General features: G+C 45.6%; 21 protein-coding genes. 19 read left to right on the forward strand and 2 right to left on the reverse strand.

The genetic code is table 11. The features are described from left to right. The first annotated feature begins 2 nt into the window (after positions 1–2). The 19 genes from G625_RS20475 to tpiA all read left to right on the forward strand — a co-directional run bounded on the left by G625_RS20475 (position 3) and on the right by tpiA (position 24,995). Positions 3–1,217 carry a sensor histidine kinase gene (locus tag G625_RS20475; protein WP_330365064.1) on the forward strand — a complete coding sequence of 405 codons (1,215 nt, stop codon included), beginning with the start codon at positions 3–5 and terminating at the stop codon, positions 1,215–1,217. Then, the gene (locus G625_RS0115935) at positions 1,156–3,774 is read left to right on the forward strand and encodes a hypothetical protein (protein WP_207637314.1); all 2,619 of its coding nucleotides are present in this window, start codon (positions 1,156–1,158) and stop codon (positions 3,772–3,774) included. The genes G625_RS20475 and G625_RS0115935 overlap by 62 nt, the downstream gene beginning before the upstream one ends. Then, entirely contained in the window at positions 3,761–4,723 is a 963-nt protein-coding gene (locus G625_RS0115940; protein WP_029201889.1) for an ABC transporter ATP-binding protein, read from the forward strand. Before G625_RS0115935 ends, G625_RS0115940 begins: the two co-directional genes overlap by 14 nt. Beyond that, the gene (locus tag G625_RS20480) at positions 4,701–5,423 is read left to right on the forward strand and encodes an ABC transporter permease (protein WP_049895960.1); all 723 of its coding nucleotides are present in this window, start codon (positions 4,701–4,703) and stop codon (positions 5,421–5,423) included. Before G625_RS0115940 ends, G625_RS20480 begins: the two co-directional genes overlap by 23 nt. 87 nt (positions 5,424–5,510) lie before the next feature. Then, a complete protein-coding gene (locus G625_RS20485) occupies positions 5,511–6,038 on the forward strand; it encodes a VanZ family protein (RefSeq protein ID WP_049895961.1) in 528 nt (175 codons plus the stop codon). A 262-nt stretch (positions 6,039–6,300) separates the two neighbouring features. Further along, on the forward strand, positions 6,301–6,921 hold the full coding sequence (gene udk / locus G625_RS0115955) for a uridine kinase (protein WP_029201890.1): 621 nt from the start codon (positions 6,301–6,303) through the stop codon (positions 6,919–6,921). A 182-nt stretch (positions 6,922–7,103) separates the two neighbouring features. Continuing rightward, positions 7,104–8,585, forward strand: a complete 1,482-nt coding sequence (gene thrC / locus G625_RS0115960) for a threonine synthase (protein ID WP_029201891.1) — start codon at positions 7,104–7,106, stop codon at positions 8,583–8,585. A gap of 280 nt (positions 8,586–8,865) precedes the next feature. Further along, positions 8,866–9,729: a class II fructose-1,6-bisphosphate aldolase gene (gene fba, locus G625_RS0115965; protein ID WP_029201892.1), complete on the forward strand. Its 864-nt coding sequence runs from the start codon at positions 8,866–8,868 to the stop codon at positions 9,727–9,729. Between the two features lie 265 nt (positions 9,730–9,994). Continuing rightward, positions 9,995–12,130, forward strand: a complete 2,136-nt coding sequence (locus G625_RS0115970) for a glutamine synthetase III family protein (RefSeq protein WP_029201893.1) — start codon at positions 9,995–9,997, stop codon at positions 12,128–12,130. A gap of 522 nt (positions 12,131–12,652) precedes the next feature. Beyond that, positions 12,653–14,647, forward strand: coding sequence for a sugar phosphate nucleotidyltransferase (locus tag G625_RS0115975; protein WP_029201894.1), 1,995 nt, complete (start codon positions 12,653–12,655; stop codon positions 14,645–14,647). Positions 14,648–14,714: 67 nt separating this feature from the next. After that, positions 14,715–16,001: an N-acetylmuramoyl-L-alanine amidase family protein gene (locus G625_RS20490; protein ID WP_049895963.1), complete on the forward strand. Its 1,287-nt coding sequence runs from the start codon at positions 14,715–14,717 to the stop codon at positions 15,999–16,001. A 163-nt stretch (positions 16,002–16,164) separates the two neighbouring features. Beyond that, the gene (locus tag G625_RS20495; RefSeq protein WP_044933118.1) at positions 16,165–18,123 is read left to right on the forward strand and encodes a BMP family ABC transporter substrate-binding protein; all 1,959 of its coding nucleotides are present in this window, start codon (positions 16,165–16,167) and stop codon (positions 18,121–18,123) included. Beyond that, entirely contained in the window at positions 18,101–18,814 is a 714-nt protein-coding gene (locus G625_RS0115990; protein WP_029201895.1) for a metallophosphoesterase family protein, read from the forward strand. The genes G625_RS20495 and G625_RS0115990 overlap by 23 nt, the downstream gene beginning before the upstream one ends. After that, the gene (locus G625_RS0115995) at positions 18,804–19,472 is read left to right on the forward strand and encodes a uracil-DNA glycosylase (protein WP_029201896.1); all 669 of its coding nucleotides are present in this window, start codon (positions 18,804–18,806) and stop codon (positions 19,470–19,472) included. The genes G625_RS0115990 and G625_RS0115995 overlap by 11 nt, the downstream gene beginning before the upstream one ends. Positions 19,473–19,493: 21 nt before the next feature. Next, a complete protein-coding gene (locus G625_RS0116000; protein WP_029201897.1) occupies positions 19,494–20,327 on the forward strand; it encodes an undecaprenyl-diphosphate phosphatase in 834 nt (277 codons plus the stop codon). Positions 20,328–20,469: 142 nt separating this feature from the next. Further along, positions 20,470–21,270: an N-acetylmuramoyl-L-alanine amidase family protein gene (locus G625_RS0116005; protein WP_029201898.1), complete on the forward strand. Its 801-nt coding sequence runs from the start codon at positions 20,470–20,472 to the stop codon at positions 21,268–21,270. 358 nt (positions 21,271–21,628) lie between these two features. Continuing rightward, positions 21,629–22,648 (forward strand): type I glyceraldehyde-3-phosphate dehydrogenase, encoded by a 1,020-nt coding sequence (gene gap / locus G625_RS0116010; protein ID WP_029201899.1) that lies wholly within the window; start codon positions 21,629–21,631, stop codon positions 22,646–22,648. A 227-nt stretch (positions 22,649–22,875) separates the two neighbouring features. Next, positions 22,876–24,096 (forward strand): phosphoglycerate kinase, encoded by a 1,221-nt coding sequence (locus G625_RS0116015; protein WP_044933126.1) that lies wholly within the window; start codon positions 22,876–22,878, stop codon positions 24,094–24,096. Between the two features lie 149 nt (positions 24,097–24,245). Further along, positions 24,246–24,995: a triose-phosphate isomerase gene (tpiA, locus tag G625_RS0116020; protein WP_029201901.1), complete on the forward strand. Its 750-nt coding sequence runs from the start codon at positions 24,246–24,248 to the stop codon at positions 24,993–24,995. Between the two features lie 48 nt (positions 24,996–25,043). Here the strand turns inward: tpiA and G625_RS0116025 are convergent, their stop codons facing one another. Together G625_RS0116025 and metK are read right to left on the reverse strand one after the other, a co-directional pair. Further along, entirely contained in the window at positions 25,044–25,763 is a 720-nt protein-coding gene (locus tag G625_RS0116025; protein WP_029201902.1) for a hypothetical protein, read from the reverse strand. Between the two features lie 173 nt (positions 25,764–25,936). Next, positions 25,937–26,995 carry a methionine adenosyltransferase gene (gene metK / locus G625_RS0116030; protein ID WP_044933129.1) on the reverse strand — a complete coding sequence of 353 codons (1,059 nt, stop codon included), beginning with the start codon at positions 26,993–26,995 and terminating at the stop codon, positions 25,937–25,939.

The raw sequence follows: 26,995 nt of genomic DNA on the forward strand, positions 1-26,995 counted from the left end.
CCTTGGATAACGAAAAAAAACAAAGTACCGGCAGGATCAGTACAGGACGCGGTTATATGATGCAGCTTATCGCCAATATAGGCGTTTCGGCAGTGATCACCGCAGTTCTTGAGGTCTTTCTGGTCACCAATATTACAGCCATCACAAGTTTTCTTTATCAGACGGGAAACGACTCGCAGACAGTGAAACGTTTTGCTTTCGGGTCTACGATAAGTGTCCTTCTTTTTGTGCTGTTCGGAATAGCTGTTTTTTCTTTTATCTTTCTGATGATGCAGAGGAAAACGGCAAGAGACATTGAGACCATCGCCAATGCGGTGCAGCAGATTTCGGAAGGGGATCTCACCACAAAGCTTGATGTCACCGGTGAGGGAGAGCTTACTGAAATTGCCGAAAACATCAGCCGTATGGAAAAGGATATCAGGGATCTCATCGAGAAGGAACGAAATTCAGAGCAGTCAAAAACGGATCTTATCACCAATGTTGCCCATGATCTGAGAACTCCGCTTACATCCATCATCGGATATCTGGAGCTTCTCAGAAAGAATAACAGCATTTCTCCGGAAATGAGACAAAAGTATCTGGATATAGCCTATAACAAATCGGAGAGACTTCAGAAGCTTATCGAGGAGCTTTTCGGATTCACAAAGCTTTCCTACGGAAAAGTGAATCTGAACATCACAGAGGTTGATATAGTAAAGCTCCTGGCTCAGCTCCTTGAGGAAAGTTATCCGAATTTCGCCAAGAACGGGCTAAGCTACGATTATGTTTCCAATACCGGCTCCCAGATCATAGAAGCAGACGGAGATCTTCTGGCCAGGCTTTTTGACAATCTTATCAACAATGCCATCAAGTACGGTAAAGAGGGTAAGAGAGTTAAGGTCAACCTCCGTGCCGACAGAGAGATCGTCACCATAAAGATCGTCAATTACGGTTATGTGATCCCGGAAAAGGAACTGCCTCTTATTTTTGACAGATTTTATAGGACTGACCACAGCCGTACCACTCAGAACGGTCCCGGCGGAACGGGCCTGGGACTTGCCATCGTTAAAAACATTACCGACATGCATCATGGTGCGGTTTCGGTATCTTCCGATCTTTCGGGAACGGTTTTCACCGTTAAGCTGAAGATCCACTTTGAGGAAGGGAAAGAGAATTTTGAATCCAGAAATATTGAATCCCACAATCATGACTCAAGAGGTTATGACTACAGAAGATAATGCAAGGCTTTCTTTACGCCTGCTTTCAAAGATAAAGATTATTTTTGCTGTGCTTTTCCTTGTGATGGTATTTCCTCTCATGGCGAAGGCGGACACCATTGATCTTTCCGTGACCTACGGGTATCAGAATACTGCCAAGGCCGGAAGATTTCTACCCTTAAGCATTACCATAGAAAATACAGGCGAAAAGACTTTTTCAGGTTATATCCATGTGTACATGGTGGAGTCTGAGGACAGTGTTTATGAGTACAGATACAGGAAGACGGTGGAAGGAGAATCAGAGGACGTGCTGTCTGCCACTGTATCACTGAGCTCCGGTGTAAATCAGATCCTGGTGACTGCCGAGGATTCCAAGGGAGAGCTTTTAGGCTCAAGACGAGTCGGTCTTGACGTGGCGGGCTCTGACGCGGAGCTTATCATCGGACTCATTTCCCAGAGTCCGGAAACCCTTACCTATCTTGGAGGTGTCGGCATCAATAACGGTATCCTCCGCACAAGAACCGTAACTCTCGATACGGATAATCTTCCGAAGGACAAGAAAGAGCTTGATCAGCTGGATGTGCTTTTTATTTCTGACTACAACATTCAGAAGATGAAAGAAATCGAGGCTGAAACCATCATAGACTGGGTTAAAAAGGGCGGTGTCCTGGTTCTCGGAACAGGAGCAAAGGGGAATTTTGCTCTTGCGCCTTACTTTGACGGATATCTGAGAGAGCCCCTTATGCCGAGAGAAATGAAGCTCAATATGGGTGATCAGTATTCTGGAGGATCAGGCAAAAATATCCTTGATCTCAATGCTTCTGCCGTGACCCTTACCCGTGGAAGAGAGGTAATGTATTCCGACGGTGTTCCCATCATTTCAATGGTTACGGAGGGAACGGGAGCTATAGCAGTCTCTGGCTATGACTTTTGCGATATCCAAAGATTTGCAACGGATCAGATGTTCTATGTGGATGACCTTTTTAAGGCGATACTCGGTCAGAACCGTCTGGACAAGCTGTCTGTTGCGGCATCGGAGAGGAGTCTCAAGCGTTACTGGGATATCCAGGCTCTCATGAATATGAGTGATCTCAGCAAGATCCCTGAACCGCTGTTTTACGTGACGATTCTGTCTGCCTATGTGCTTCTGGTGGGTCCGGGACTTTATTTCTATCTCCGTACCCATGACATGATAAGGCTTTACAGGCCGGGGGTTATAGTGGTCACAGCCCTTGCGGCCATGCTCATATGGGTCATGGGTGTGGGAACCAGATTTTCAGGTCCCTTCCTTACCTACGCAAAGCTAAATGAAGTGTCCAAAGACAGTATTAACGAGATCGATTATGTAAATTTAAGGTCTCCCTATAACAGCACCTATACCTTTGATGTTAAATCCGAGTACTATGTATATCCGGTGCTTAAGGGATCCGACTACAACGGAGATATCCAGGAGCTTTCATTGGATACAGAGACCGGACATACCACCATCAATAATGACCGTGACAAAACGGAGATAATCATTTCCCATACCGATACTTTTACGGGAAGATATTTTGAGTTTAACACGAAAACTCCCAATTCCGGAGGCTGCTTCACCACAGATATGGTGTATTCAAACGGGAAGGTTCAGGGTGTTCTCAAAAATGACTCGGACTATGAGCTTTCCGACGCAGCCATCCTTATCTATGGAAAGGTTATCCTTATTGGGAAACTCGGAGCAGGTGAGGAAGTTGATCTGTCGGGAAAGGATATCATCAATGTTCCCGTCGGGGATTATCAAAGGATTGCGGATACGGTTACGGACGGCGCCAATTTCAGCTTCCTGAAATACTATATTTCCGACAACATGGCGGGTTATTACGGGGATGCAAGACTTGTAGGCTTTGTCCGTGAGAGCGGTCTGGGAGAACGCTTGAGCTTTTCGGATCAGCTTAACTATGACAGCTACGGAGTCAGCATGGTGGTGGCGTCTCTTCCGCTTGACACAAGAGTCGGGGATGAGTACAGCTACAGCGTCATGTCTACGGATCCTGAGGTAAGAGCCGGAGATTATAACATCAGTGACAACACTATTTCCGGCGTGGTTCCTGCAGTTCTGGCTTACCACCTTGGAGAGGGCGATAACATTAGCAGTATCACCATAGAGAGCCTGAGCTCCGATGATTCCGGAAATACGAACCACAGGATAGGAAATCTGAGACCGTTTAAGGGCTCCTTAAGCTTCTACAACAATCGTACCGGAGGCTTTGATCCCGTGGATATTGGGGACGGAGTTCTGACCGATAAGGAGCTTACCTACTACCTTGGTGAGGATAATGTTCTCGTGGTGAAGTATACACCCGGCGAGCAGAATCTCGGCATCGATGAGAGAATGTATCTGCCTATGATCACTGTCACCGTGAAGGAAAATGTTACTGTCATAAATCAGATACTTGATAACGGAACCGGAGATGAGCAGCAGGAGGAAGTGGGACCGCTACCGCTGGATGCTGACGGAAGTGTGGTCGCCGATGAGATAGCTCCGTCGGTTCCTGCCACTGAAACACAGGAAGGAGAGTCTCAGGATGATCGCCCTTGAGAATGTTAAAAAGACATACGGACATATAAATGCTCTTGACGGGCTCACCATGCACATAGAAGATGGTGCCATGTATGGTTTCGTCGGTCCCAACGGAGCAGGCAAAACCACGGCGATCCAGATCATGTGCGGTCTTGATTTTCCAGATCAGGGTGTGGTTATGGTGGATGATATGGAAGCCGGTTCCAATGTCCGCAGACTTAAGCGAAGGATAGGATATGTTCCTGATTATACGGGAAGCTACCCGAATCTCCGCATCATTGAGTACATGGATTTTTTCGCGGAATGCTACGATATGAATGAGCCGAAGATAAAAAGGCGCATTCAGAAGCTTCTCAATATGGTAGGACTTGCCGACAGGCAGAATCAGTACATGGATTCCCTGAGCCGCGGAGGGCAGCAGAAGCTGAGCCTTGCAAGAGCCCTTATCCACGACCCGAAGATACTCATACTGGATGAGCCTACTGCGGGACTGGATCCCAATACAAGATTTGAGTTTCGTCAGATAATAGCGAACCTTGCGGATTCCGGTAAAACCATAGTCATTTCCTCCCATATACTTAACGAGATTTCTGAACTCTGTACCGATATAGGAATCATAGATCAGGGAAAAATCGTTATGGAAGGAAAAATCGAGGATGTACTTGATCAGGTTAATGCTTCCAACCCCATCATCATCTCAGTCTCGGGTAATTTAAGTTCGGCACTTGCCACATTACGGGATGATAAGATGGTGAAGTCTGTAAGTATCCGTAACAAGGATCTCCTAATCACCTATGGAGGTTCGGACAGGGATGAGGCGCAGCTTCTCAAAAGACTGGTGGAGGCAGGGGTTAGTATCAAAGGCTTCCATCGTGAAAAAGGGAATCTGGAGTCATTGTTCCTGCAGCTTACCGGAGCCAGGGAAGAAAGGAGGGTGACCTACTATGAAGCTGAGTCCGATTTTTAAAAAGGATGAGATAACAAGTGTGAGAAGATATTTTCTTCCCTTTCTTATCACGCTGGTAAATGGCTGCCTTGCCTTTCTGGTACTTGTAAATCTTTTCTATGTTTCGAAAAATGCAAGGGCAACGGGAGAAATATCCTATATTAATTTCCTGAGGATATACTATATCGCAGCAGCAGCTGAGCTGCTCCTTATCCTTCTCATAGCTCCGGCTCTCACCTCTTCGTCCATTTCCGGAGAAAGAGAGAGGAAGACCCTGGGTCTGCTTCTTACGACGCAGCTGGATCCCTGGGATATAGTGATCGGCAAGTTTCTGGGAGCGCTGAGTACACTGTTTCTTCTGGTGATCACCTCCATACCCATACTTTCAACCGTGTATATATACGGAGGCATCACACTTACGGAGGTCCTGCAGTATATAAGTGCCCTTACGGTAACGGCGGTTTTCTGCACCAGTGTAGGAATCATGGGAAGCTCTCTTGTGAACAGTACCGCGGCGTCCAATGCCATAGCTTACGTTATCATTTTTGTCAGTTATGCATTGATCATAGTGTCCTATATATTTAAGGATGCCATGGGCATCAGTGAGGCTAGATTCATTTCGGAAGTGGTAGCCACTATGCTCCTGCTTTCGGCATTTATGCTTTATATCAGTAAGAGACAGATCACGCCGCGAAGGAGAAAGAAGAGTAAGGAAGGGTAAGGGCTCAGATGCCTGGTTGAATAGGGCTTTGTGGATAGGATTGACATCTTAAGGTCTGTATTATGGTTGAAATAAGAGCGCTGATGTATGAGGAACGAATTTAAAAATGATCATAATAAGAGCAGGAAGAGGTGTTTTTTTCCGGTGCTGGTCCTGCTGTGGATGCTGGCGATATTTCTGATGTCTTCGCAGCCTGCGGATGATTCTACTGAAACGAGTCTGCGAGTTGGCGAAGCCATAGGAAAGATCTTTGTGCCGGGATATATCGGGTGGTCTGAGGAGGCACAGCTGGAGTTTGCCGAAAACATCGATCATCCGGTGAGAAAAGCGGCACATGCCACGGAGTATACGATACTTGGTATCCTTTTATTTATGACATGCCGTGAAAGCTTTGGCATGAATCTGAAAGCTTCGTTTAAGAACGCTTTTCTTGCGGGTACAGCCTATGCGGCCACGGATGAGTTTCACCAGCTGTTTGTGCCGGGAAGAGCCGGGATGGTCAGCGACGTTCTGATCGATTCACTGGGAGTGCTTTTCGGATGCCTTTTGGTTTCTGCACTATGCAGGATTTTAAGGAAGAAGCGAAATGTCTCCACGAAGGGCATGTGCCTCTGATCCTGAAACGGACCATAGAAACAAACGGGAGCCGGTGAATGATCATCAAAGCTTTTAAATATATCAGTGCTATAACTGGGATTTATATAACCGGGGTTTTACCCCGGTTTTTCTTTTGTCTTCGGTTGAAAAGGACTTATGTATATGATTATAATGATGTAGAAACTCTACGGGAAAGGTGATCCGGAGGCAGAACATACCGCCGGCAGAATCCGCTCCTGTGGCAGCATTGCTTTAACAAAAACACAGAGGTGTAATATTTATGAGCTGTATTATGATCGGCATCGCCGGCGGTTCAGGTTCCGGCAAGTCTACATTTACAAACAGGATCAAAACTGAATTCGGAGACAAGGTAACTGTTATTTATCATGACAATTACTATAAATCCAACGACGGAATCCCCTTTGAGATACGTCAGAAGAACAATTATGATTCTCCGGAAGCCTTTGAGACGGATCTTCTGATCTCGCATTTAAAATCCCTTAGAAGGGGAGAATCGGTACAGTGTCCTGTATATGATTATTCACAGCACAACCGTACAGATAAAACCATAGAGCTTAAGCCTTCAAGGATAATCATTGTTGAAGGCATCCTGGTTCTTGAGAATCCCGAGCTTCGTTCGCTTTTTGACATCAAGATTTACGTTGAAGCAGATGCGGATGAAAGAATCATCAGACGAATCATCCGTGACGTAAAGGAACGTGGCAGACAGGTTGAAGACATTTCCACCCAGTATCTCACAACCGTAAAGCCGATGCATTATCTTTATGTTGAGCCCACAAAGGCTAAGGCGGATATAGTTATCAACAGCGGACTTAATGATGTGGCGTTTGATCTTATGAAAACAAAGATCAGAAGTCTTTTGGAAAATGGAGCCGATTAGACCGACATTTTTCATACGGGAATTTACGAAAAATACGCTTTGACATAGGAGCCGTCAGGATCTTGTCAGTATGTCGGATATTAAGGCTCAAAAACAGTGTTGATATAGGGGCTGACCGAATCTTGTCAGTATATCAGATATTAAGGCTCTAAAAAGCAACGTTAATATAGGAGGAGAGATCAATGCTTTATAACAGTACACGCGGAGGAGAAACAGGCTTACAGGCATCAGAGGCTATACTTAAGGGACTTTCGGATGACGGTGGATTATTCATGCCGGAAGCACTTCCCAAGCTTTCAAAATCTTTAAAGGAGCTCAGCGGCATGTCCTATCAGGATCTCGCTTATGAGGTTATGAAGGAGTTCCTTACGGATTTCACAGAGGAGGAGCTTCGTCACTGCATCAATTCTGCCTATGATGAGAAATTCGAGACCCCGGAGATAGCTCCCCTTGTAAAGAAGGACGACGCATATTTCCTTGAGCTTTTCCACGGAAGAACCATTGCCTTTAAGGATATGGCGCTCTCCATACTTCCCCACCTCATGGTGACAAGTGCAAGAAAGAACAATGTTACCGACAAGATCGTTATCCTTACAGCTACCTCCGGCGATACCGGAAAGGCTGCCATGGCAGGCTTCAGTGATGTGCCGGGAACAGAAATCATCGTTTTCTATCCTTACGGCGGCGTATCAAAGTTTCAGGAGCTTCAGATGCGCACAGAGCCCGGGCTCAATACCCATGCGGCTGCTATCCACGGCAATTTCGATGATGCCCAGACCGGAGTCAAGAAGATATTCGGAGACAAGGAGTTCGCAAAGAAGCTTAAGGACAAGGGCGTTATCCTGAGTTCCGCAAACTCCATCAATATCGGACGTCTCGTTCCCCAGGTTGCTTACTATGTATATGCGTATGCCAAGCTTCTCGCAAAGGGTGAGATCACTGACGGTGAGAAGATCAATGTCTGTGTTCCTACAGGCAACTTCGGAAATATCCTTGCGGCTTATCTCGCAAAGCATATGGGAGTGCCTATCGAGAAGCTGATCTGTGCTTCCAACGAGAACAGGGTACTTACCGACTTCTTCAGAACCGGAAAGTATGACAGAAACCGTCCGTTCATACTGACCTCAAGTCCTTCCATGGATATCCTTATCAGTTCAAATCTTGAGCGTCTCATATATCTCAGCACAGGACGTTCAGCCGAGAAGACAGCCAAGCTTATGGCTGACCTTAAGGAGACCGGCGTTTACGAGATCACTGAAGAGATGCGTTCCTTCATCAAGGATTTTGTGGGCGGCTATGCAGATGAAGGGTCAGTATTTGCCTCCATCAAGGCTCTCAAGGAGAAGACCGGTTATGTCATCGATCCTCACACAGCGGTTGCCAAGGCAGTTTACGACAACTATGTTAAGGAAAGCGGCGATAAGACAAAGACGGTTATCGCTTCAACCGCAAGTCCTTTCAAGTTCTCTCCGAATGTTATGAAGGCTCTGGGTGAGAATGGCGATGATGAGGATGTATTCAAGGTTATCGATGCGCTTCAGAAGATTGCCGGTGTTCCTGAGCCAAGAGCAATTAAGGATGTACGCAGTGCAGAAATCCGTCACAATACAGTCTGCGAGATAGCAGATATGGAAAATATCGTGGAGAAGTTCCTCTTCGGCTGATGCCCACCGGCTGAACTGTTACTTATGCATAAAGGAAATTTGTATATTTTTAATAATGCAGAGTACCATTATTGCTTAAAAAATGCTATTATATACCAAGATGATTTTTTCACCACTTTATTGTTATGTGATGATATTTTCAGTTTTGGAAAAAATAAGTATTAATAAGGGCGTAATGAGAAAAAATTAACAATCTTTTATGCTCTTATAGAAATACAATACGCAGTGTGTTAATATATTAACAGGCTATGTAAAAGTAATTACATTAGGAGGAAATCAAATGTTAGTAAACGCAAAGGAAATGCTGGACAAGGCACTTGCAGGACATTATGCAATCCCACAGTTCAACATCAACAATCTCGAGTGGACAAAGTCAATTCTTCTTGCTTGTGAAGAGTGCAAGTCACCTGTAATCCTCGGTGTATCTGAGGGTGCCGGCAAGTATATGACAGGCTTCAAGACAGTAGTTGCTATGGTTAAGGCTATGGATGAGTCTCTTGGAATCACAGTTCCTGTAGCTCTTCACCTTGATCACGGTACATACGAAGGCTCCAAGGCTTGTATCGAAGCTGGATTTACTTCTATCATGTTCGATGGTTCTCACTATGATATTAATGAGAACGTTGAGAAGACAAAAGAACTTGTTAAGACTGCTCATGATTTAGGCATTTCTATTGAGGCTGAAGTTGGCGGTATCGGTGGTGTAGAAGACGGTGTTGCATCTGACGGTGAGAAGGCTGATCCTAATGAGTGCAAGATGATCGCTGATCTCGGAATCGATTTCCTTGCTGCAGGTATCGGAAACATTCACGGTGTATACCCTGCTGACTGGAAGGGACTTGATTTTGACGTTCTCGCAGCTATCAAGGATAAGATCGGTGAGCTTCCACTGGTTCTTCACGGCGGTTCAGGTATCCCTGAGGATCAGATCAAGAAGGCTATCTCTCTCGGTGTTTCAAAGATCAATGTAAACACAGAGCTTCAGCTTGTATTTGCTAAGGCTACAAGAGAGTATATTGAGGCTGGCAAGGATAAGGAAGGCAAGGGCTATGACCCTCGTAAGCTCCTTAAGCCGGGCACAGAGGCTATCATCGCAGAGTGCAAGAACAAGATCAATATCTTCGGTTCTGCTAACAAGGCTTGATAAGCGGCTGAACAGCTTTAGTACAGTTTAGCTTTTCGATTTAGTTAAGCCGGTTGACTGTACGAATAAATCAAATGACGAGAAAGGCTGTCGGAACAATTTGTTTCCGGCAGCTTTTTTTGTGATCTGCCGGGTTATCACATTAACCAATGTCTTTAATGAAAAGCAGCCTATTTTTTTCTTGCAACACTGTTGTGCTGTGGTTTACAATCAGCACAACACAATTAAATATACAAAGACAAGGGTGTTAAAAGGAGATTTGAGAATGAATGATGTTCTGAATGTTGCTGAGATATTTGGCGAAGATGTCTTCAACGACAAGGTTATGCAGGAACGTCTTCCGAAAGCCGTTTATAAGAAGCTTAAGAAGACGATCACTGAGGGCTATGAACTTGATCCGACTATTGCTGATTCCGTTGCTCAGGCGATGAAGGAGTGGGCTCTCGAGCATGGCGCCACTCATTATACCCACTGGTTCCAGCCGCTTACGGGTATAACTGCCGAAAAGCATGATTCCTTTATTTCAGCTGCCGATCAAAACGGAAAGGTCATCATGGAGTTTTCCGGCAAAGAGCTTGTCCGCAGTGAAACAGATGCATCATCTTTTCCTTCCGGAGGTCTTCGTGCAACATTCGAAGCCAGAGGCTATACCATCTGGGATTGCACAAGCCCTGCATTTCTGCGTCATGAAGGTGATAACAGAGACATTGTCACCCTTTGCATTCCTACTTCTTTTTGCTCCTTCGGCGGTGAGGCGCTTGATACCAAGACCCCGCTTCTCCGTTCAATGCAGGCTGTTAATGAACAGGCCCTGCGTATTCTTCGTCTTTTCGGAAATACAAGCTCTAAAAGTGTCAAGCCTTCTGTAGGCGCAGAGCAGGAGTATTTCCTCGTTGATCGCAACAAATACTTAAAGCGTAAAGACCTTATCTATACAGGCCGTACCCTGTTCGGCGTGATGCCTGCAAAGGGTCAGGAGCTTGATGATCACTATTTTGGTTCCATCAGACACAGAATTGCCGAGTTTATGCGCGATGTAGACATTCAGCTTTGGAAACTCGGAGTAACAGCAAAAACAGAACATAATGAAGTTGCACCGGCACAGCACGAGCTTGCACCGGTTTATGATGAGGCAAATCTTGCCGTAGATCATAACCAGCTGGTGATGGAGGTAATGAAGAAGACTGCGCCCAAACACGGCCTTGAGTGCCTTCTCCACGAAAAGCCATTTGAAGGTATCAATGGTTCCGGTAAGCACAACAACTGGTCCCTTACCACAGACGACGGCATTAACCTCATGAGCCCGGGAGAGACACCTCATGAAAATGTTCAGTTCCTGCTGGTTCTGGCCTGTGTTCTTGCGGCGGTTGACAAGCATGCGGATCTTCTCAGACTCAGCGCTGCAGACGTGGGAAATGAGCACAGACTGGGAGCCGATGAGGCACCTCCTGCAATCATTTCCGCGTTTATCGGAACACAGCTTGAGGACGTGGTGGAGCAGCTCATCGGTCAGGGCTACGCTACAAAGTCCAAGAAGGGCAAGAAGCTTCCTACCGGCGTCAACACCATGCCGGATCTTTATGCTGATGTTACAGACCGTAACCGTACATCACCTTTTGCCTTCACCGGAAACAAATTCGAATTCCGTATGGTAGGTTCCAGCGATTCCATTGCCGAGGCCAATATCATTCTCGATGCAATAGTGGCTGAGCAGTTCAAAGAGGCTGCGGATGTACTTGAGAAGGCAGAGGATTTCAAGATCGCCTGCCACGACTATATTAAGAAGCTCCTTACAGATCACCGGAGGATCATCTTTAACGGCAACGGCTACAGTGAAGATTGGGTTAAGGAGGCCGATAGACGCGGACTTCCGAACCTTCCATCCATGGTTGATGCGATTCCTGCACTTACCACAGAGAAAGCTGTTAAGCTTTTCAATGAATTCGGCATTTACACTCGGCCTGAGCTGGAGAGCCGTAAAGAGGTTGAGTATGAGCACTATGTAAAGGTTACAAACATTGAAGCCCGTGCCATGATCAATATCTCCGGAAAGCAGATCATTCCGGCGGTTATTCACTACACCACAAGACTTGCGGATTCAGTGAATAAGGTTACAAAGGCATGTCCTGATGCCAATGTTTCTGTGCAGAAGACTCTTCTTGAGAGAGCTTCAAAGCTTCTTGGGGACATGGAGGATGCACGTACTGATCTTTACGAGAAGGTTGAGAAGTACGGCAAGGAGAAGGATGCCGAGAAGAAGGCTCATAAGTACCACGATGTTATCGTTCCTGCCATGAAGGCGCTCAGGGCTCCTGTTGACGAGCTCGAGCAGATAGTGGACAAGGATCTGTGGCCATATCCAAGCTACGGCGATTTGATCTTCGAGGTTTCTGAGCCGTAAGTTTATTAATAACCGGACGAGAAAATGCAAGGGACGTGTGGCGGCCCACGAGATTGAAAGAACAGCCCTGCCACCCATCCCTTGCATTTTCTCTGACTTTGGCTAAACGTAAAACAGTAACAGTTCGGCCGGGGTATACGTAAAGACCGAAGCAGGCAGGCATCCCTCTAAAAACGTTGAGCGAGGACGTGAAAAATCAAAATTGGCCCCTTAGTGGCTCTTGGTTCCCTTTTCCTTAGCCCCCTCGCCAAGTCAGAGTTGTCATAAAAGAAAACTCTGACATTGGCGAGGGCCTAGAGCCACTTAGGGGCCAATTTTAGATTTTTCCGACGAAGCGACCCGTTTTTAGAGGGATGCCTGCCTGCTTCGGGCTACGTATACCCCGGCCGAACTGTTACGTCAGGATCAAGAATAGGTAGCGGGAACACTTGCGTTGAGGGAGAGATGATGATATTATGTTCAAAAGCGACGAAGATGTCGTGGATTTGAACAAAACATTGGACGAGGGCCGAAGGAAGAGATATGAGCAAGGCGAGCAGGGAATCGATTATTATTTTAAGGACTCTTTTTGAGAACAGGGAAAGTACCCAGAGGGATATCGCACAGCAGCTGGAGGTGTCGCTGGGGAAGACCAACAAGCTTATAGCGGAAACGGTTGAAGAGGGACTGCTTTCAAAGGTGGAGAGTTCAGAAGGGCGTGGAAGGAACGTTTCTTACGAGATAACCGAAAAGGGAAGAAGGATGCTGGAGAAGTACCGGGTGGAAAGGGCGCTGATACTTGCTTCGGGATTCGGATCAAGATTTGTGCCGCTTACCTATGAGACTCCAAAGGGACTCCTGGAGGTATTCGGGGAACGCATGATCGAGAGACAGATAAGACAGCTTCATGAAGTGGGGGTCAGAGACATCACCATCATGGTAGGATACCTCAAGGAGAAGTTTGATTATCTCATCGATAAGTACGATGTAAAGCTTATTTATAATCCTGAATACAGTGATAAAAATACCCTTGCGACTTTGTATCATGCGAAGGATGTACTTAAGGGTAAAAACTGCTATATCCTGTCCTCCGACAACTGGATGAGGGACAATGTTTATCACAGCTTCGAGGCGGATACCTGGTATGCGGCAACTTTTATGAAGGGGGAGACCCGTGAATGGGCTATGGAGACCGGAAAGAACGGTGTCATAAAGGACGTGCGTATAGGCGGCTGTGACAAGTGGTGCATGTACGGCCCGGTTTATCTGACAAAGGAGTTTTCGGAAACATTTCTTCCGCTTATCGAGGCATATTACAGGATGCCGGGAACGGAGCAGTTCTACTGGGAAGATGTACTTATCAGGAATCTGAAGAACCTTCCGGATATCTATATAAACAAGCAGCCGGAGGGTGTGGTTTACGAATTTGAAAACCTGGAGGAGCTCCGTCGCTTTGACGAGAAGTATGTTAACAATTCCGGTTCAAAGGCCATGCAGCTGGTTTCGGAAATATTCGGAATCCCTGAGTCGGAGATCATAAACATTAAGTGCCTTAAGGCAGGCATGACCAACAAGTCCTGGTATTTTAATGTTTCGGATTCGGAGGAAATCGCTGAAAAGTACAGGAACAAAGCCTTTATATGTCGTATCCCCGGACCCGGAACGGAGAAGCTCATCAACCGCCGGCAGGAGGGAGAAGTTTATAAGGCTGTCGCAGGACTTGATATAACTGAAGAGCTTGTATATTTTGATGCGGAAAGCGGATATAAGATATCGAGATATTATCATGGGGCACGAAATGCGGATTTTGATAATGTTAAGGAGCTTTCACAGTGCATGTCGATGCTCAAAAAGCTTCATAATTCCGGCATAAAGCTTGGCCATGATTTTGATCTTAAGAGAGAACTTGGCAATTATGAAAAGGACATAAAGGAGGCCGGAGCTGAGGTTCCCTACGAGGACTATCCGGCTGTCAGGATGAAGGCGGAGGAGGTGCTTGGCTGGATCGATTCTTTGAACAGACCGAAGACCATCGCACATATTGACTCCGTAAAGGACAATTTCATTTTTACTGATGAAGGTCTCAAGATGATTGACTGGGAGTATGCGGGAATGGCTGATCCTCTGCTGGATCTTGCAATGTCGGCGATCTATTCTTACATGAGCTTCGATAAGGCGAAAGAGCTCGTCAGGGTGTATGCCGCGACACCGGAACCCGAATCCATAGCTTTGGATATAAAACTACAGGCTGGCGGGAAAGACAAAGGTCCGTTGGAAACCTCCGTGTCGGCAGGGGCACTGACAGAGCCGGCAGTGCAGAAGATTTTTGAGTCCCGTGGAGGCATTGCCCTGAAGGGACTTGCACCTGATGATGCTTATGCTCTGGTGATCGCCTATATGGGCCTCGGCGGTCTTCTGTGGGCTCTTTGGGGGATTTATAAGATGGCTCTGGGAGAAAGCTTTGGAGATTACACCCTTAAGATGTACAGGTATTTCAAGGACTCCTACAAAATCTTACGAAAACTAGAAAAATTTTAATGTAATAGAAAAAGACTTACGCTTGAATGCGTGATAAAATTTCAATAGATGATTTTGGGGGTGCCTTATGATTAAGAATATAAAAGCAAAACTGGGAGTGGCCGGACTTAGTATCCTGATCGGATGCAGTGCTTTTGCACCGATGGCATTTGCCGGCTGGGGACAGAAAGACGGAAAATATTATTATGTAGATGAGTCAACCAACGAAAAGATCAGCAATAAATGGATACATACTTCATCAGGCTACTACTACATTGGAAACGATGGATATATGGTAACGGGCTGGAAGAAGATCAATGATAACTGGCACTATTTCAGGAGCAACGGCCTCATGGCAACAGGCTGGAGACAGATAGATAACAAGTGGTATTATCTTCAGTCAGACGGTGTTATGCAGACCGGATGGCTCAAACTTACGGAAGGTTCGGAAACCAAATGGTATTATCTGAAGTCTAACGGAACCATGACTACAGGCTGGATAGAGCTTAACGATAAGTGGTACTATTTCCAGCCGGGAGACGGAACCCTCATTATGGATTCATGGGCGAAGATCGACGGCAAGTGGTATCGTTTTGAGTCTAACGGTGTTATGCAGACCGGATGGTATTCCAACAACGGCTCATACTACTATCTCAATGCTCAGGGCGTTATGCAGACAGGCTGGAAAAAAGATGCCTCCGGCAATAAGTATTATCTTGATGCCGAGAACGGTAAGATGGCTCAGGGATTTAAGGAAATCGATGGTGCGAAGTACTATTTTGCTCAGAACGGCAAGATGGTAGTCGGATGGCTTGAGTATGAAGGCTCTTACTATTACTTTAAGGATGGAAAGATGCAGAAGAACAAGACTCTTACCATTGACGGCACTGAGTACAAGTTTAACAGCGACGGTGTATGCACAAGCTCTGTTAACGGAGTTTCGGTTACACATGCATCAACAGGATCTTCCGACAGCTCAAGTTCAGTAACAACACCGGGAGGAGCAGCCTCTGAGACAAGCAGCAGTACAGTTTCCGGCAGCAACGGAACCAGTACAACTACAACAACTACCACAACCACAACAGTGACAACAACAGGAAATACCGGCACAACCAATGCTGCTTCCACAACTCTTGCAAGCGGTACGGTAGGTGAAGGACCTGATTCAGATACTTCGGTAACTACGACACCTTCTTCAAGCACAAGTGCTGTTACCGCAACATCTCCATCATCTTCCGCATCTACTTCGGGTAATGTTGTTTCGGCAACAGTTGCTCCGTCGGAGATCAGCACATCAACTACCAATGTTGGTACATCCGTTAACAGTAGTTCAAATGTAAACTTAAACGCAGGTTCAACAACCGGACCTAAGTGATCAAAATCCGTGACATAATTTGGCACTGCAACATTTGGAAAGGGATCAGGCTGTGACAGGTCTGATCCCATTGTTTCAATGAGTTACCACCGAGTTATCCACCGGGGACGGTTCTCGCCGGCGAGAACCGTCCCCGGTGGCACTATTATTTAGAGGGAATCTAATGATCGAAGATTATGGAAAGGCAAAACGCAGGGGGGATGCCCAGTATCGTAAAGATGTAACCGGCGGCAGATATCCTTATCTGACAGCCCTTGACGATATGATTGCTTCTGCCAAAATAACTGCAGAAAACAGATTGGGTGTGATGGAGATACCTTTATCATCCTTTGCCGGGACTAAGACCCGTGGCAGGCAGGAGGCATTTGCAACCAATTTCATGCCCATTCTTGACTTAGATACTGAGTTTGCCATGAAATGGAGTTCTCTTTATGATGCGGCCATGAATGAAGGCATCAGAGACGCCATACTGGTTTATGAGTACATGGGTCGTTTTTATGTACAGGAGGGAAACAAGCGCGTTTCCGTATCCAAGTACATCGGTTCAGAATCCATAGTGGCGGACGTCATCAGGCTTATGCCCCAGAGGACAGGCAGCAAAGAGGACAATATATATCATGAGTTTGTTGAGTTCTTTAAGGCAGCGGGATTTTATGGAATAAGATTCAGCGAAGAAGGACAGTATCAGAAGCTATGCGATGTACTGAAGCTGCCCATGTCAAAGCCCTGGGACGCAGAGGTAAGGAAGAGCGTCAAGGCAGCCTTCAGCAGATTTTCGGGTGTGTTCATCAAAAAAGGCGGAGATCGTCTGGATTTAAAAATAGGCGATGCATTTTTACTTTATCTGACTGTATTCGGACTTTACAATATCCAGGATGTTTCCAATGTACAGATTGATAAAAATCTCGACCAAATCTGGCAGGAATTCCTGAAGGAGCCGGATGATATCAGTCTCGTTAAGGAACCGGAGCTTCTGGAAAAGCAGGAGAAGCTAAAGTTTTTCAACATTTTTACGTCTAAAGCAGGCTTCAGGGGCGATGTTCTTAAGGCCGCATTTATATATGAAAAGAGTACAGGGAACTCAAGCTGGGCCTACGGACATGAGCTGGGACGTGCTTATCTTTCAGAAAAGTTCGGTGAGCACATAGAAACCAAGGTATATGAGAATTGTGAAACGCCGGAGCTTGTGCATGATGCTCTTGAGAAAGCTGCGGAGGCCGGTGCCCACGTTATCTTCACAACTTCGGGAATGATGATAGACGAATCCGTAAAGGCAAGGGTGGAACACCCGGAGATATACATTCTCAATTGCTCTGTCAATACAAATTACAACACCATAAGAACCTATTACAGCCGTATGTATGAGGCGAAATTCATCATGGGAGCCCTTGCGGCGTCACTGACAGACGGTCATGACATAGGATATGTTGAACTTTGCCCCCAGTATGGCACCCTTGCCAATGTCAATGCCTTTGCCATCGGTGCCCAGATGATAAATCCCTATTCTCGCATACATTTAAAGTGGATGGGACTAAAGGATTCGGACTGGAGGGAAGAACTCAGAAGAGAAAACATTATCACCATATCGGGTCCGGAGCTTACACCGCCCAAGGTTTCAAGAAAGGAATACGGCGTTTACATGGTTTCGGACGGGGATGTTGTTTCAAACATTGCCATGCCTATATTTGACTGGGGCAGGTTCTATGAGATCATCATAGACTCCATTTTGAGCGGAACCTGGGATAACTCAACATTGACAAAGGATCATAAAGCTCTCAATTTCTGGTTTGGCATGAAGTCGGGGGTTGTGGATGTCATTCTGTCGAGAGAGCTTGGCTATGCTTCAAGAAAAATGACAGAGGCACTTAAAAAAGGTATAGTTGAAGAGATGTTAAATCCTTTTGGCGGAGAGCTGCGTAGCCAGGAGGGCATCATCAAAAAGGAAACAGATCCGAGATTGTCGGGTGAGGAAATAGTGAATATGCATTGGCTTAATGACAATATCATAGGCACCATACCTCCTATAGAGGCATTCAACGAGAGAGCACAGTATCTTATGCGCATAAGCGGTTTTATGACAAATAAGGGAGATATGGGTGATGAAGGTTCTTCTGATCGCTGACGAAGAAAGTAAGTTACTATATGAGTATTTCGATCCGGAAAAACTCCGGGAGGTGGATCTCATCATATCTGCGGGAGATCTCCATGCCGGATACCTGGAATTCCTTGTGACCATGGGACACGCGCCCCTTGTTTATGTTCCCGGGAATCATGACAGTAACTACGTGAGCCATCCGCCGATGGGCTGTGACTGTGCCGACGACAGGATCATTGATTTCCGGGGACTCCGGATACTTGGGCTTGGGGGCTCCATGAAATATAAGGAAGGCCCATACCTGTACACCGAAAGGGACATGGAGAAAAGGATAGAACGTCTGAGGCGTACCATAATGCTTTATAACGGTTTTGACATCCTGCTGACCCATTCCCCCGCGAAGGGCTACGGAGATCTCACTGACCTCCCTCATCAGGGATTTCAGTGCTTTAATGATCTTCTCATGAGGTATAAGCCCAAATACATGATCCACGGCCATGTTCACGGGAATTACGGGGAATTTCAAAGGGAGCAGGTTCATCCTTCGGGGACGGTTATAATCAATGCTTTCGACAGATATGATCTCAATATAAAGAAGGAGGATCACCCGGAGGAAGGTAAAACAGGCTCCCTGCTGTACGATCTTTACAAGAACGTGTCTATGGGACGCCGGAAGTATTACCCTCAGCTCCACGGAGAAGAAAATGATGATAAATAATGACTGGGAGGCTTTGCTCAGGCCTGAGTTTGAGAAGCCTTATTATAAAAATCTGTATGAAAGGATAGACCGGGAATACAAGACAGAAAAGGTCTATCCCCCGGCAGAGGATGTGTTCAATGCTTTCCTCTATACTCCTGTGAGTAATGTGAAGGTGGTGATCCTCGGACAGGATCCCTATCATGAACCGGGACAGGCCCACGGACTTTCATTTTCCGTAAAGCAGGGCATAGACATTCCGCCGTCACTGGTTAATATCTATAAAGAGCTTCATGACGATCTGGGGTGTTACATTCCCAATAACGGATATCTGAAGAAATGGGCGGATCAGGGCGTGCTGCTTCTGAATGCGGTTCTCACGGTCCGGGCTCATGAGGCAAACAGCCATAAGGGTCTGGGCTGGGAAGAGTTCACGGACGCAGCCATCAGGGCGCTTAACAAGGTGGACAGGCCCATGGTCTTCATACTTTGGGGAAGGCCGGCCCAGATGAAACAGGCCATGCTTGACAATCCGAAGCATCTGATACTGAAGTCACCGCATCCGAGTCCCCTCAGTGCATATCGCGGATTTTTCGGTTCAAAGCCTTTTTCAAAGGCCAATGCCTATCTCGAGGAGAACGGCTTAAGTCCTATTGACTGGCAGATTGAAAATATTTAATTTTTTTATAAAGGGGTTAGTATGAGTTTTGTAGAAATACTTAAGGTTTTGGTTTTTGGACTTGTAGAGGGATTCACCGAGTGGCTTCCGGTTTCCTCCACCGGTCACATGATTCTTGTTAATGACATCATCAAGCTTCGTCAGCCTGCGGAATACTATGAGGTATTCCAGGTTGTGATACAGCTCGGAGCAATACTCGCGGTGGTTACCACATTTTTCAGACAGCTATGGCCCTTTGAAGCAAGACGCAGAGGCGGCATCGGCCTTGCTCCCGCAAAGGTTGAGCTCTGGATCAAGATAATCATCGCCTGTCTTCCCGCAGCAGTGCTGGGACTTCTTCTGGACGATTTCCTGGACACCTACCTTTACAACGGATTCGTGGTGGCTCTTACCCTTATCATCTATGGCGTGGCATTTATTCTCGTCGAAAAGAGAAATGAAACAACCACCTTTTCTGTCAGGAGAGTAAGTGAGCTGGACCTCAAAACTGCATTATGGATAGGCTGTTTCCAATGTCTCGCCCTTATACCCGGAACCTCACGTTCAGGTGCTACCATAATTGGAGCCATGCTTCTCGGTGTTTCCAGAACAGCTGCCGCAGAGTTTTCATTCTATCTTTCCGTACCTGTCATGTTCGGAGCAAGCCTTCTGAAGCTTCTCAAGAGAGGTGCCGGATTTAATGCTGTACAGTGGTTCTACATGGTACTCGGAATGCTTATCGCTTACCTTGTAAGTGTATACTGCATAAGCTTCCTGATGAGATATATCCGTAAGCACAGCTTCACGATTTTTGGCTATTATCGTATAGTTTTAGGCGTGATAGTTCTCATATGGTTTGCCGTTTCCAAGACCTGATAAGCGTGTAAGAAATACTTAAGAGGGACGTAACCGATTGTCGGTTGCGGGCCCTCTTTTTTTGGATTATTCTCAACATGTGATTATAAATAATTTCGGCCCGGCTGAAGTTATATTTATAAGGTATTTGAAAGAGGAAAAAATGAAGAGGATAAAGGTAGCAATTATAGCTTGCGTCATGTCGTTGTGCATGAGCGTTTCTGCATTGGCAGCGACTGACATCGGACTGAATCTCGACTGGAAGTATGCTGAAAATACAAAGATCAATACAGGAAGGGCGAGGCTTTATACAAGCGATGCCGCCGATAAAAAGAATATCACCATAGCTGTGGATGCAGGGCATGGAACAGCAGGGGGAGAAGATGTGAAGATCCTTTGCCATCCTGACGGAACGGCAAGAGCGGACGGAAGTACTGCCTGTGAAGCCGTGACCAAAGGAATGACATTCCAGGATAAAGGAACCGAAGCAGACGCAAACCTTATGGTGGCAGAAAGCTTCAGGGATAAGCTTCTCTCCGAAGGCTATGACGTGCTTATGATAAGAGACGGTGAAGATGTGCAGCTTGACGATGTTGCAAGAGCGGTTCTTGCAAACAACAAGGCAGACTGTCATATCTCCATTCATTTCAATGATTCATCAAGCGGTGTGGGAGCGTATTACGTTTCTGCCCCGGATAAGCTTAAAAAGCTTGAGCCGGTTTCAAAGTACTGGAATAAATCGAAAAAGCTTGGTGACAGTCTGATCTCAGGACTTGAGGCCAACGGAGTAAAGATCAGCTCTAGCGGCAGTGTGGAAGAGGATGTGGTGCAGACAGCTTATTCTTCTGTTATATCGGCATATGTAAAGCTTGGCGACAAGACCGCAGACCACTCAAAGGAAGCCTGTGAAAAGTATGCGGAAGGACTTGTACTGGGTGTAAATAAGTACTACGGATTTGCGTGATAAATATCATAAAGACATTTAGTGGCAGCAGGACATCTGATAAACGGATGCCCTGCTGTTTTATACTGCCCAGGATATGTTTTTAATCGTGGGAGCCGCACAGCTTTAAGCGGTTATTTACAATTGTGAAAAAATAAATTTTATATAGTATTTTTATTAAATCCGGATATGTATGAAGGTATATGTTGGAATTACGTTAAATATGCCAAATATCTGCTGTGAAATTTTTCACAAAATTACTGTTTTGCACTTGCAAAAATACATAACATGACATACAATATGTTTGCTGACGGAAATTTCATCCAAACAGCATTTGCAACATGCATTTTTTATTATAAGTATCAGGAGGATATTTACTATGGCAGTTAAAGTTGCTATTAACGGTTTTGGTCGTATCGGTCGTCTTGCATTCAGACAGATGTTTGGTGCAGAGGGATTTGAAATCGTTGCAATCAACGATCTTACAAGCCCTGAGATGCTTGCACATCTTCTTAAGTACGACAGCACACAGGGTCGTTACGAGCTTTGTGACAAGGTTTCTTACGGTGAGGATTCCATCACTGTTGACGGAAAGAAGATCACAATCTACAAGGAAGCAGATGCTAGAAACCTTCCTTGGGGTCAGCTCGGTGTAGACGTAGTTCTTGAGTGTACAGGCTTCTATACAAGCAAGGAAAAGTCACAGGCTCACATCGATGCAGGCGCTAAGCACGTTATCATTTCTGCTCCTGCAGGAAATGATCTTCCTACTATCGTATATAATGTTAACCACCAGAACCTTACAGCTGATGACAAGATCATCTCAGCAGCTTCTTGTACAACAAACTGCTTAGCTCCTATGGCTAAGGCTCTCAACGATCTTGTACCTATCAAGTCCGGTATCATGTGCACGATCCATGCTTACACAGGCGATCAGATGACACTTGACGGACCTCAGAGAAAGGGCGACAAGAGACGTTCACGTGCAGCAGCAGTTAACATCGTTCCTAACTCAACTGGTGCAGCTAAGGCAATCGGCCTTGTTATCCCTGAGCTTAACGGAAAGCTCATCGGTGCTGCTCAGCGTGTTCCGACACCTACAGGTTCAACAACTATCCTTACAGCAGTTGTTGAAGGAAACGTTACAAAGGATCAGATCAATGCAGCTATGAAGGCAGCAAGCAATGAGAGCTTCGGTTACAACGAAGATGAGATCGTTTCATCTGATATCGTTGGAATGAGATATGGTTCTCTCTTTGATGCAACTCAGACAATGGTTCTTCCTCTTGACAACGGAACCACACAGGTACAGGTTGTTTCATGGTATGACAACGAGAACTCATACACAAGCCAGATGGTTCGTACTATCAAGCACTTCGGAAGCCTTCTTAATAAGTAATTATCCTTGAAAGATAAATAAGACATGACTTTGAAGAGGTCCGGCCTATATGGGCCTGGCCTCTTTTTCTTGCAATAAGTTATAGTAAATACAACCATAATCGACAATTTAAAGAAGATTTTTGCACATGCTTTTGTCAAAAAACACAAATGGCTGGAAAAATCTTCTATAATATTTCAAAGAGAAAATAAAATCAGAGAGATATTTCTCTCAAAAAGGAGATTCATATGGCAGGATTAAACAAGTTAACAGTTGATGATATCGATGTTAAGGGCAAGAGAGTACTTTGCAGATGTGATTTCAACGTTCCTCTTAAAGAGGGCAAGATCACAGACGAGAACAGACTCGTAGCAGCACTTCCAACAATCAAGAAGCTTATCGCTGACGGTGGAAAGGTTATCCTTTGCTCACACCTTGGAAAGGTTAAGACAGAGGAGGACAAGCCTTCAAAGACACTTGCTCCTGTAGCTAAGAGACTTTCAGAGCTTCTCGGACAGGAAGTTAAGTTCGCAGCTGATCCTGAGGTTGTTGGTGCCAATGCCAAGGCCGCTGTAGCTGAGATGAAGGACGGAGACGTTATCCTTCTTGAGAACACACGTTACAGAGCTGAAGAGACAAAGAACGGAGAGGCTTTCTCAAAGGATCTTGCTTCTATCGCTGATGTATTCGTAAACGATGCATTCGGAACAGCTCACAGAGCACACTGCTCAAATGTTGGTGTTACACAGTTCCTTAACGGTCCTCACGCTGTTGGTTACCTTATGCAGAAGGAAATCAAGTTCCTTGGACAGGCTGTTGAGAATCCTGTACGTCCATTCGTAGCTATTCTTGGCGGCGCTAAGGTTGCTGATAAGCTTAATGTTATTTCTAACCTCCTTGAGAAGTGCGATACACTTATCATCGGCGGAGGTATGGCTTATACATTCGCTAAGGCACAGGGCTATGAGATCGGTACATCTCTTTGCGATGAGACTAAGGTTGATTACTGCAAGGAAATGATCGAGAAGGCTGAGAAGCTTGGCAAGAAGCTCCTTCTTCCAGTAGATGCTGTTACAACAGACCACTTCCCTGAGCCAATCGACGGATCTATCGACACAACAGTTGTTGATATCGACAAGATCCCTGCTGACAGAATGGGTATGGATATCGGACCTAAGACACAGGCTCTTTATGCTGATGCTGTTAAGTCAGCTAAGACTGTTGTATGGAACGGACCTATGGGTGTATTTGAGAACCCTACTCTTGCAGCCGGAACAAAGTCAGTTGCACAGGCTCTTGCAGATACAGATGCTACAACCATCATCGGTGGTGGTGACTCAGCTGCTGCTGTTAACCAGATGGGCTATGGCGACAAGATGACACACATATCAACAGGTGGCGGAGCTTCTCTTGAGTTTCTTGAGGGTAAGGAGCTTCCGGGTGTAGCTGCTGCAGACGACAAGAACTGATATTGAACTGATGTCTATCCGGAGAACAGAATCAAGAATGGTTTCTTCTGACTGTTCTTTGGATAGGATGAATTTAGTACATAGAATAAAGAGAATTTTTTCTTGTGTATGACTGTTTAGGAAATAGGCATACACGGAATGGAGTTTATATGAGAAAGAAAATTATTGCCGGAAACTGGAAGATGAACATGGTTCCTTCAGAGGCTGTTAAGCTTGTTGAGACATTAAAGCCACTTGTACAGAATGATGATGTAGACGTAGTTTACTGCGTACCTGCAATTGATATCATCCCTGTAGTTGAGGCTGTTAAGGGCACCAATGTTCATGTCGGTGCTGAGAACTTCTATATTGAGGACAAGGGTGCTTTCACAGGTGAGATTTCAGCTCCTATGCTTAAGGATGCAGGTGTTGAGTACATCATCATCGGACACTCGGAGAGAAGAGATATCTTCGGTGAGAATGATATCCTTATCAATGCAAAGGTTAAGAAGGCATTTGCTGCAGGTCTTAAGCCGATTCTTTGCTGTGGTGAGTCTCTGGCACTTCGTAAGGCCGGTACTTACAAGGAGTGGATCGAAAGACAGATCACCTGGGATCTTGACGGAGTTACTGCTGATCAGGTTAAGGAGCTTGTTATCGCATACGAGCCTATCTGGGCAATCGGAACGGGAGAGACAGCTACTTCAGATCAGGCTGAAGAGGTTTGCAAGCTTATCCGTGATCTTATTGAAAAGCTGTATGATGCAGCTACAGCAGACGCTGTTCGTATTCAGTACGGCGGATCAATGAACGCAGGCAATGCTGCTGAGCTTTTATCCAAGCCTGACATCGATGGCGGACTTATCGGCGGAGCTTCACTTAAGCCTGACTTCGGTAAAATCGTTAATTACAACAAGTAATTATATCTTTTTGAAAGGCCGGTCCCATTCGGGACCGGCCTTTTGCTGTTATTTGATTCGGTTGTAACCTGCGGCATATATAATCCGATTATAGGCGGAATCAAGTGTGATGTGAACGATTAAATCACCGTTCAGTGTGGTGTCTATGAGTGTGATATCTTTTGAAGTGGAAAGATCGGCATCTTTCAGGATATCAAGGGAAAGAATGCGGTCGCTTTCTTCTTTAAATTGGTCGGAAGAAAGGGTTTCTCCGAGGCTCAGGTGGAAGTCGTCTTCCAGGATACTGCTGTATTTGTAGTAGCGGTAGGAGGTGTTTGAAGGTGCTCCTGATATGTGGGAGGGAAATATTTGCCTGCATATGTCAAAGCACTCTGCATCCACATCTCTGTCTACAACCATGTATTGCTCAGTTTTTGTGGTACTGGAGCAATAGGGCGGTACTATACATAAAACCACAGCTGAGATTACACCAAGTATCAGCACCGGGAGGGAGACTTTTGTGAAAAACTTTGCCCAAAACTGAAGCTCATAGGTTCTGGCCCATAGCCCGAAGACTCCGACAATAAATGGCAGAAACATGACGAGGTAATGAACATTTAATATAGGAGTACGTTCAAAGGACAGCTTTGGGAATCTCATGGACCAAACGAAAACGGCTACAAAATACAGCAAAAGCTGAAGTGCTATTCCGACTATAAAATCGTAGGTCAGCCAGTCATGCCATAGTGTATGCTTTTTGTTTTTGGAATTATCGGATGAAAACTTCAATTAAAGCCTCCTATAGGTTACCGTAAACATTCGGCATAAACAATTTGTTCATATCCACCGGTAAGGGTTCAGCTTTGAGACTAATTATCTTGAACTCATCGAGTTTACTGTTAATGCATCATTTAAACAGTAAAGATAATCTGTCTAAACCACTCTATATGGTTTCGCTATGATTACTGCTCCCAGGGAAGCTCAGGCTTTCCGAAGTGTCCGTAGCTTGAAACGAGATTATAGTTAACATCTTTAAGCTTAAGGGAATTGATGATGCCCTTTGGGGTAAGGTCATAATCATGTTTTATCTCATCCCAGATCTTGTTTCGGTCTTCTTTTTCTGTTCCGAAGCAGTCAACGTAAACTGATACAGGCTCTGCAACACCGATAGCGTAGGCAAGCTGTACTTCGCAGCGGTCAGCCTTTCCTGCCTTTACGATATCTCTTGCGATCTTTCGAGCCATGTAAGCGCCTGAACGGTCAACCTTACTGGGATCCTTTCCTGAGAATGCTCCGCCACCGTGGTGAGCGGCTCCGCCATAGGTGTCGGCGATGATCTTACGACCTGTAAGACCTGAATCCGCAAAGGAAGAACCCATTACAAAACGTCCGGTAGGGTTAACAAGGATACGGAAATCGGTATTTAGACCCATTTCCCCGGCTGTCTCTTTCATGATGTCGGAAACTATCTCACGTACTTCATCAATAGAAGTTTCTTCAGCATGCTGGGTTGAGATAAGGAAGGTATCGATGCGGTGCGTATCATAGTCAAATGATACCTGAGCCTTGGCATCAGGACGTAACTTCTTGAAGCCATCCTTGATATTGAACTCTCTGAGCTTAAGTAGTGCTCTGTTAGAAAGAACATAAGGGATCGGAAGAAGCTCTTCAGTTTCGTTTGTGGCATAGCCGAACATCATACCCTGATCTCCGGCACCGTCATTATCAACGCCCATAGCGATATCAGGTGACTGCTTTGAGATAAGGATGCGAATGGTGTATTTATCAACATCTGTGAGACCGATATTCCTGAGAACGTTTCTTGCAAGCTTCTCGTAGTCTGGCTCGTAATTTGTGGTAACTTCTCCAAGGACGGATACCTCCCAGTCCTTAATGGTTGTCTCGGCTGCAATACGGCCTGCCTTATCATGCTGTAAGATGTCTGTTACGATGGCATCTGAAATCTGATCACAGATCTTGTCGGGGTGTCCGTTTGATACCTGTTCTGATGAAAATAACAT

The organism is Oribacterium sp. NK2B42 (assembly GCF_000424445.1).
GTDB lineage: Bacteria > Bacillota > Clostridia > Lachnospirales > Lachnospiraceae > Oribacterium.

What these genes read in the sequence shown, in the direction of transcription:
- gap (WP_029201899.1), top strand. Translation starts at nt 21,629, where the DNA reads ATGGCAGTTAAAGTTGCTATTAACGGTTTTGGTCGTATCGGTCGTCTT.
- G625_RS0115970 (WP_029201893.1), top strand. Translation starts at nt 9,995, where the DNA reads ATGAATGATGTTCTGAATGTTGCTGAGATATTTGGCGAAGATGTCTTC.
- tpiA (WP_029201901.1), top strand. Translation starts at nt 24,246, where the DNA reads ATGAGAAAGAAAATTATTGCCGGAAACTGGAAGATGAACATGGTTCCT.
- G625_RS0115995 (WP_029201896.1), top strand. Translation starts at nt 18,804, where the DNA reads ATGATAAATAATGACTGGGAGGCTTTGCTCAGGCCTGAGTTTGAGAAG.
- G625_RS20480 (WP_049895960.1), top strand. Translation starts at nt 4,701, where the DNA reads ATGAAGCTGAGTCCGATTTTTAAAAAGGATGAGATAACAAGTGTGAGA.
- metK (WP_044933129.1), bottom strand. Translation starts at nt 26,995, where the DNA reads ATGTTATTTTCATCAGAACAGGTATCAAACGGACACCCCGACAAGATC.
- G625_RS0116015 (WP_044933126.1), top strand. Translation starts at nt 22,876, where the DNA reads ATGGCAGGATTAAACAAGTTAACAGTTGATGATATCGATGTTAAGGGC.
- G625_RS0115990 (WP_029201895.1), top strand. Translation starts at nt 18,101, where the DNA reads ATGAAGGTTCTTCTGATCGCTGACGAAGAAAGTAAGTTACTATATGAG.
- G625_RS0115940 (WP_029201889.1), top strand. Translation starts at nt 3,761, where the DNA reads ATGATCGCCCTTGAGAATGTTAAAAAGACATACGGACATATAAATGCT.
- thrC (WP_029201891.1), top strand. Translation starts at nt 7,104, where the DNA reads ATGCTTTATAACAGTACACGCGGAGGAGAAACAGGCTTACAGGCATCA.
- G625_RS20485 (WP_049895961.1), top strand. Translation starts at nt 5,511, where the DNA reads ATGAGGAACGAATTTAAAAATGATCATAATAAGAGCAGGAAGAGGTGT.
- G625_RS0116000 (WP_029201897.1), top strand. Translation starts at nt 19,494, where the DNA reads ATGAGTTTTGTAGAAATACTTAAGGTTTTGGTTTTTGGACTTGTAGAG.
- G625_RS20490 (WP_049895963.1), top strand. Translation starts at nt 14,715, where the DNA reads ATGATTAAGAATATAAAAGCAAAACTGGGAGTGGCCGGACTTAGTATC.
- G625_RS20495 (WP_044933118.1), top strand. Translation starts at nt 16,165, where the DNA reads ATGATCGAAGATTATGGAAAGGCAAAACGCAGGGGGGATGCCCAGTAT.
- udk (WP_029201890.1), top strand. Translation starts at nt 6,301, where the DNA reads ATGAGCTGTATTATGATCGGCATCGCCGGCGGTTCAGGTTCCGGCAAG.
- G625_RS0115975 (WP_029201894.1), top strand. Translation starts at nt 12,653, where the DNA reads ATGAGCAAGGCGAGCAGGGAATCGATTATTATTTTAAGGACTCTTTTT.
- fba (WP_029201892.1), top strand. Translation starts at nt 8,866, where the DNA reads ATGTTAGTAAACGCAAAGGAAATGCTGGACAAGGCACTTGCAGGACAT.
- G625_RS0116005 (WP_029201898.1), top strand. Translation starts at nt 20,470, where the DNA reads ATGAAGAGGATAAAGGTAGCAATTATAGCTTGCGTCATGTCGTTGTGC.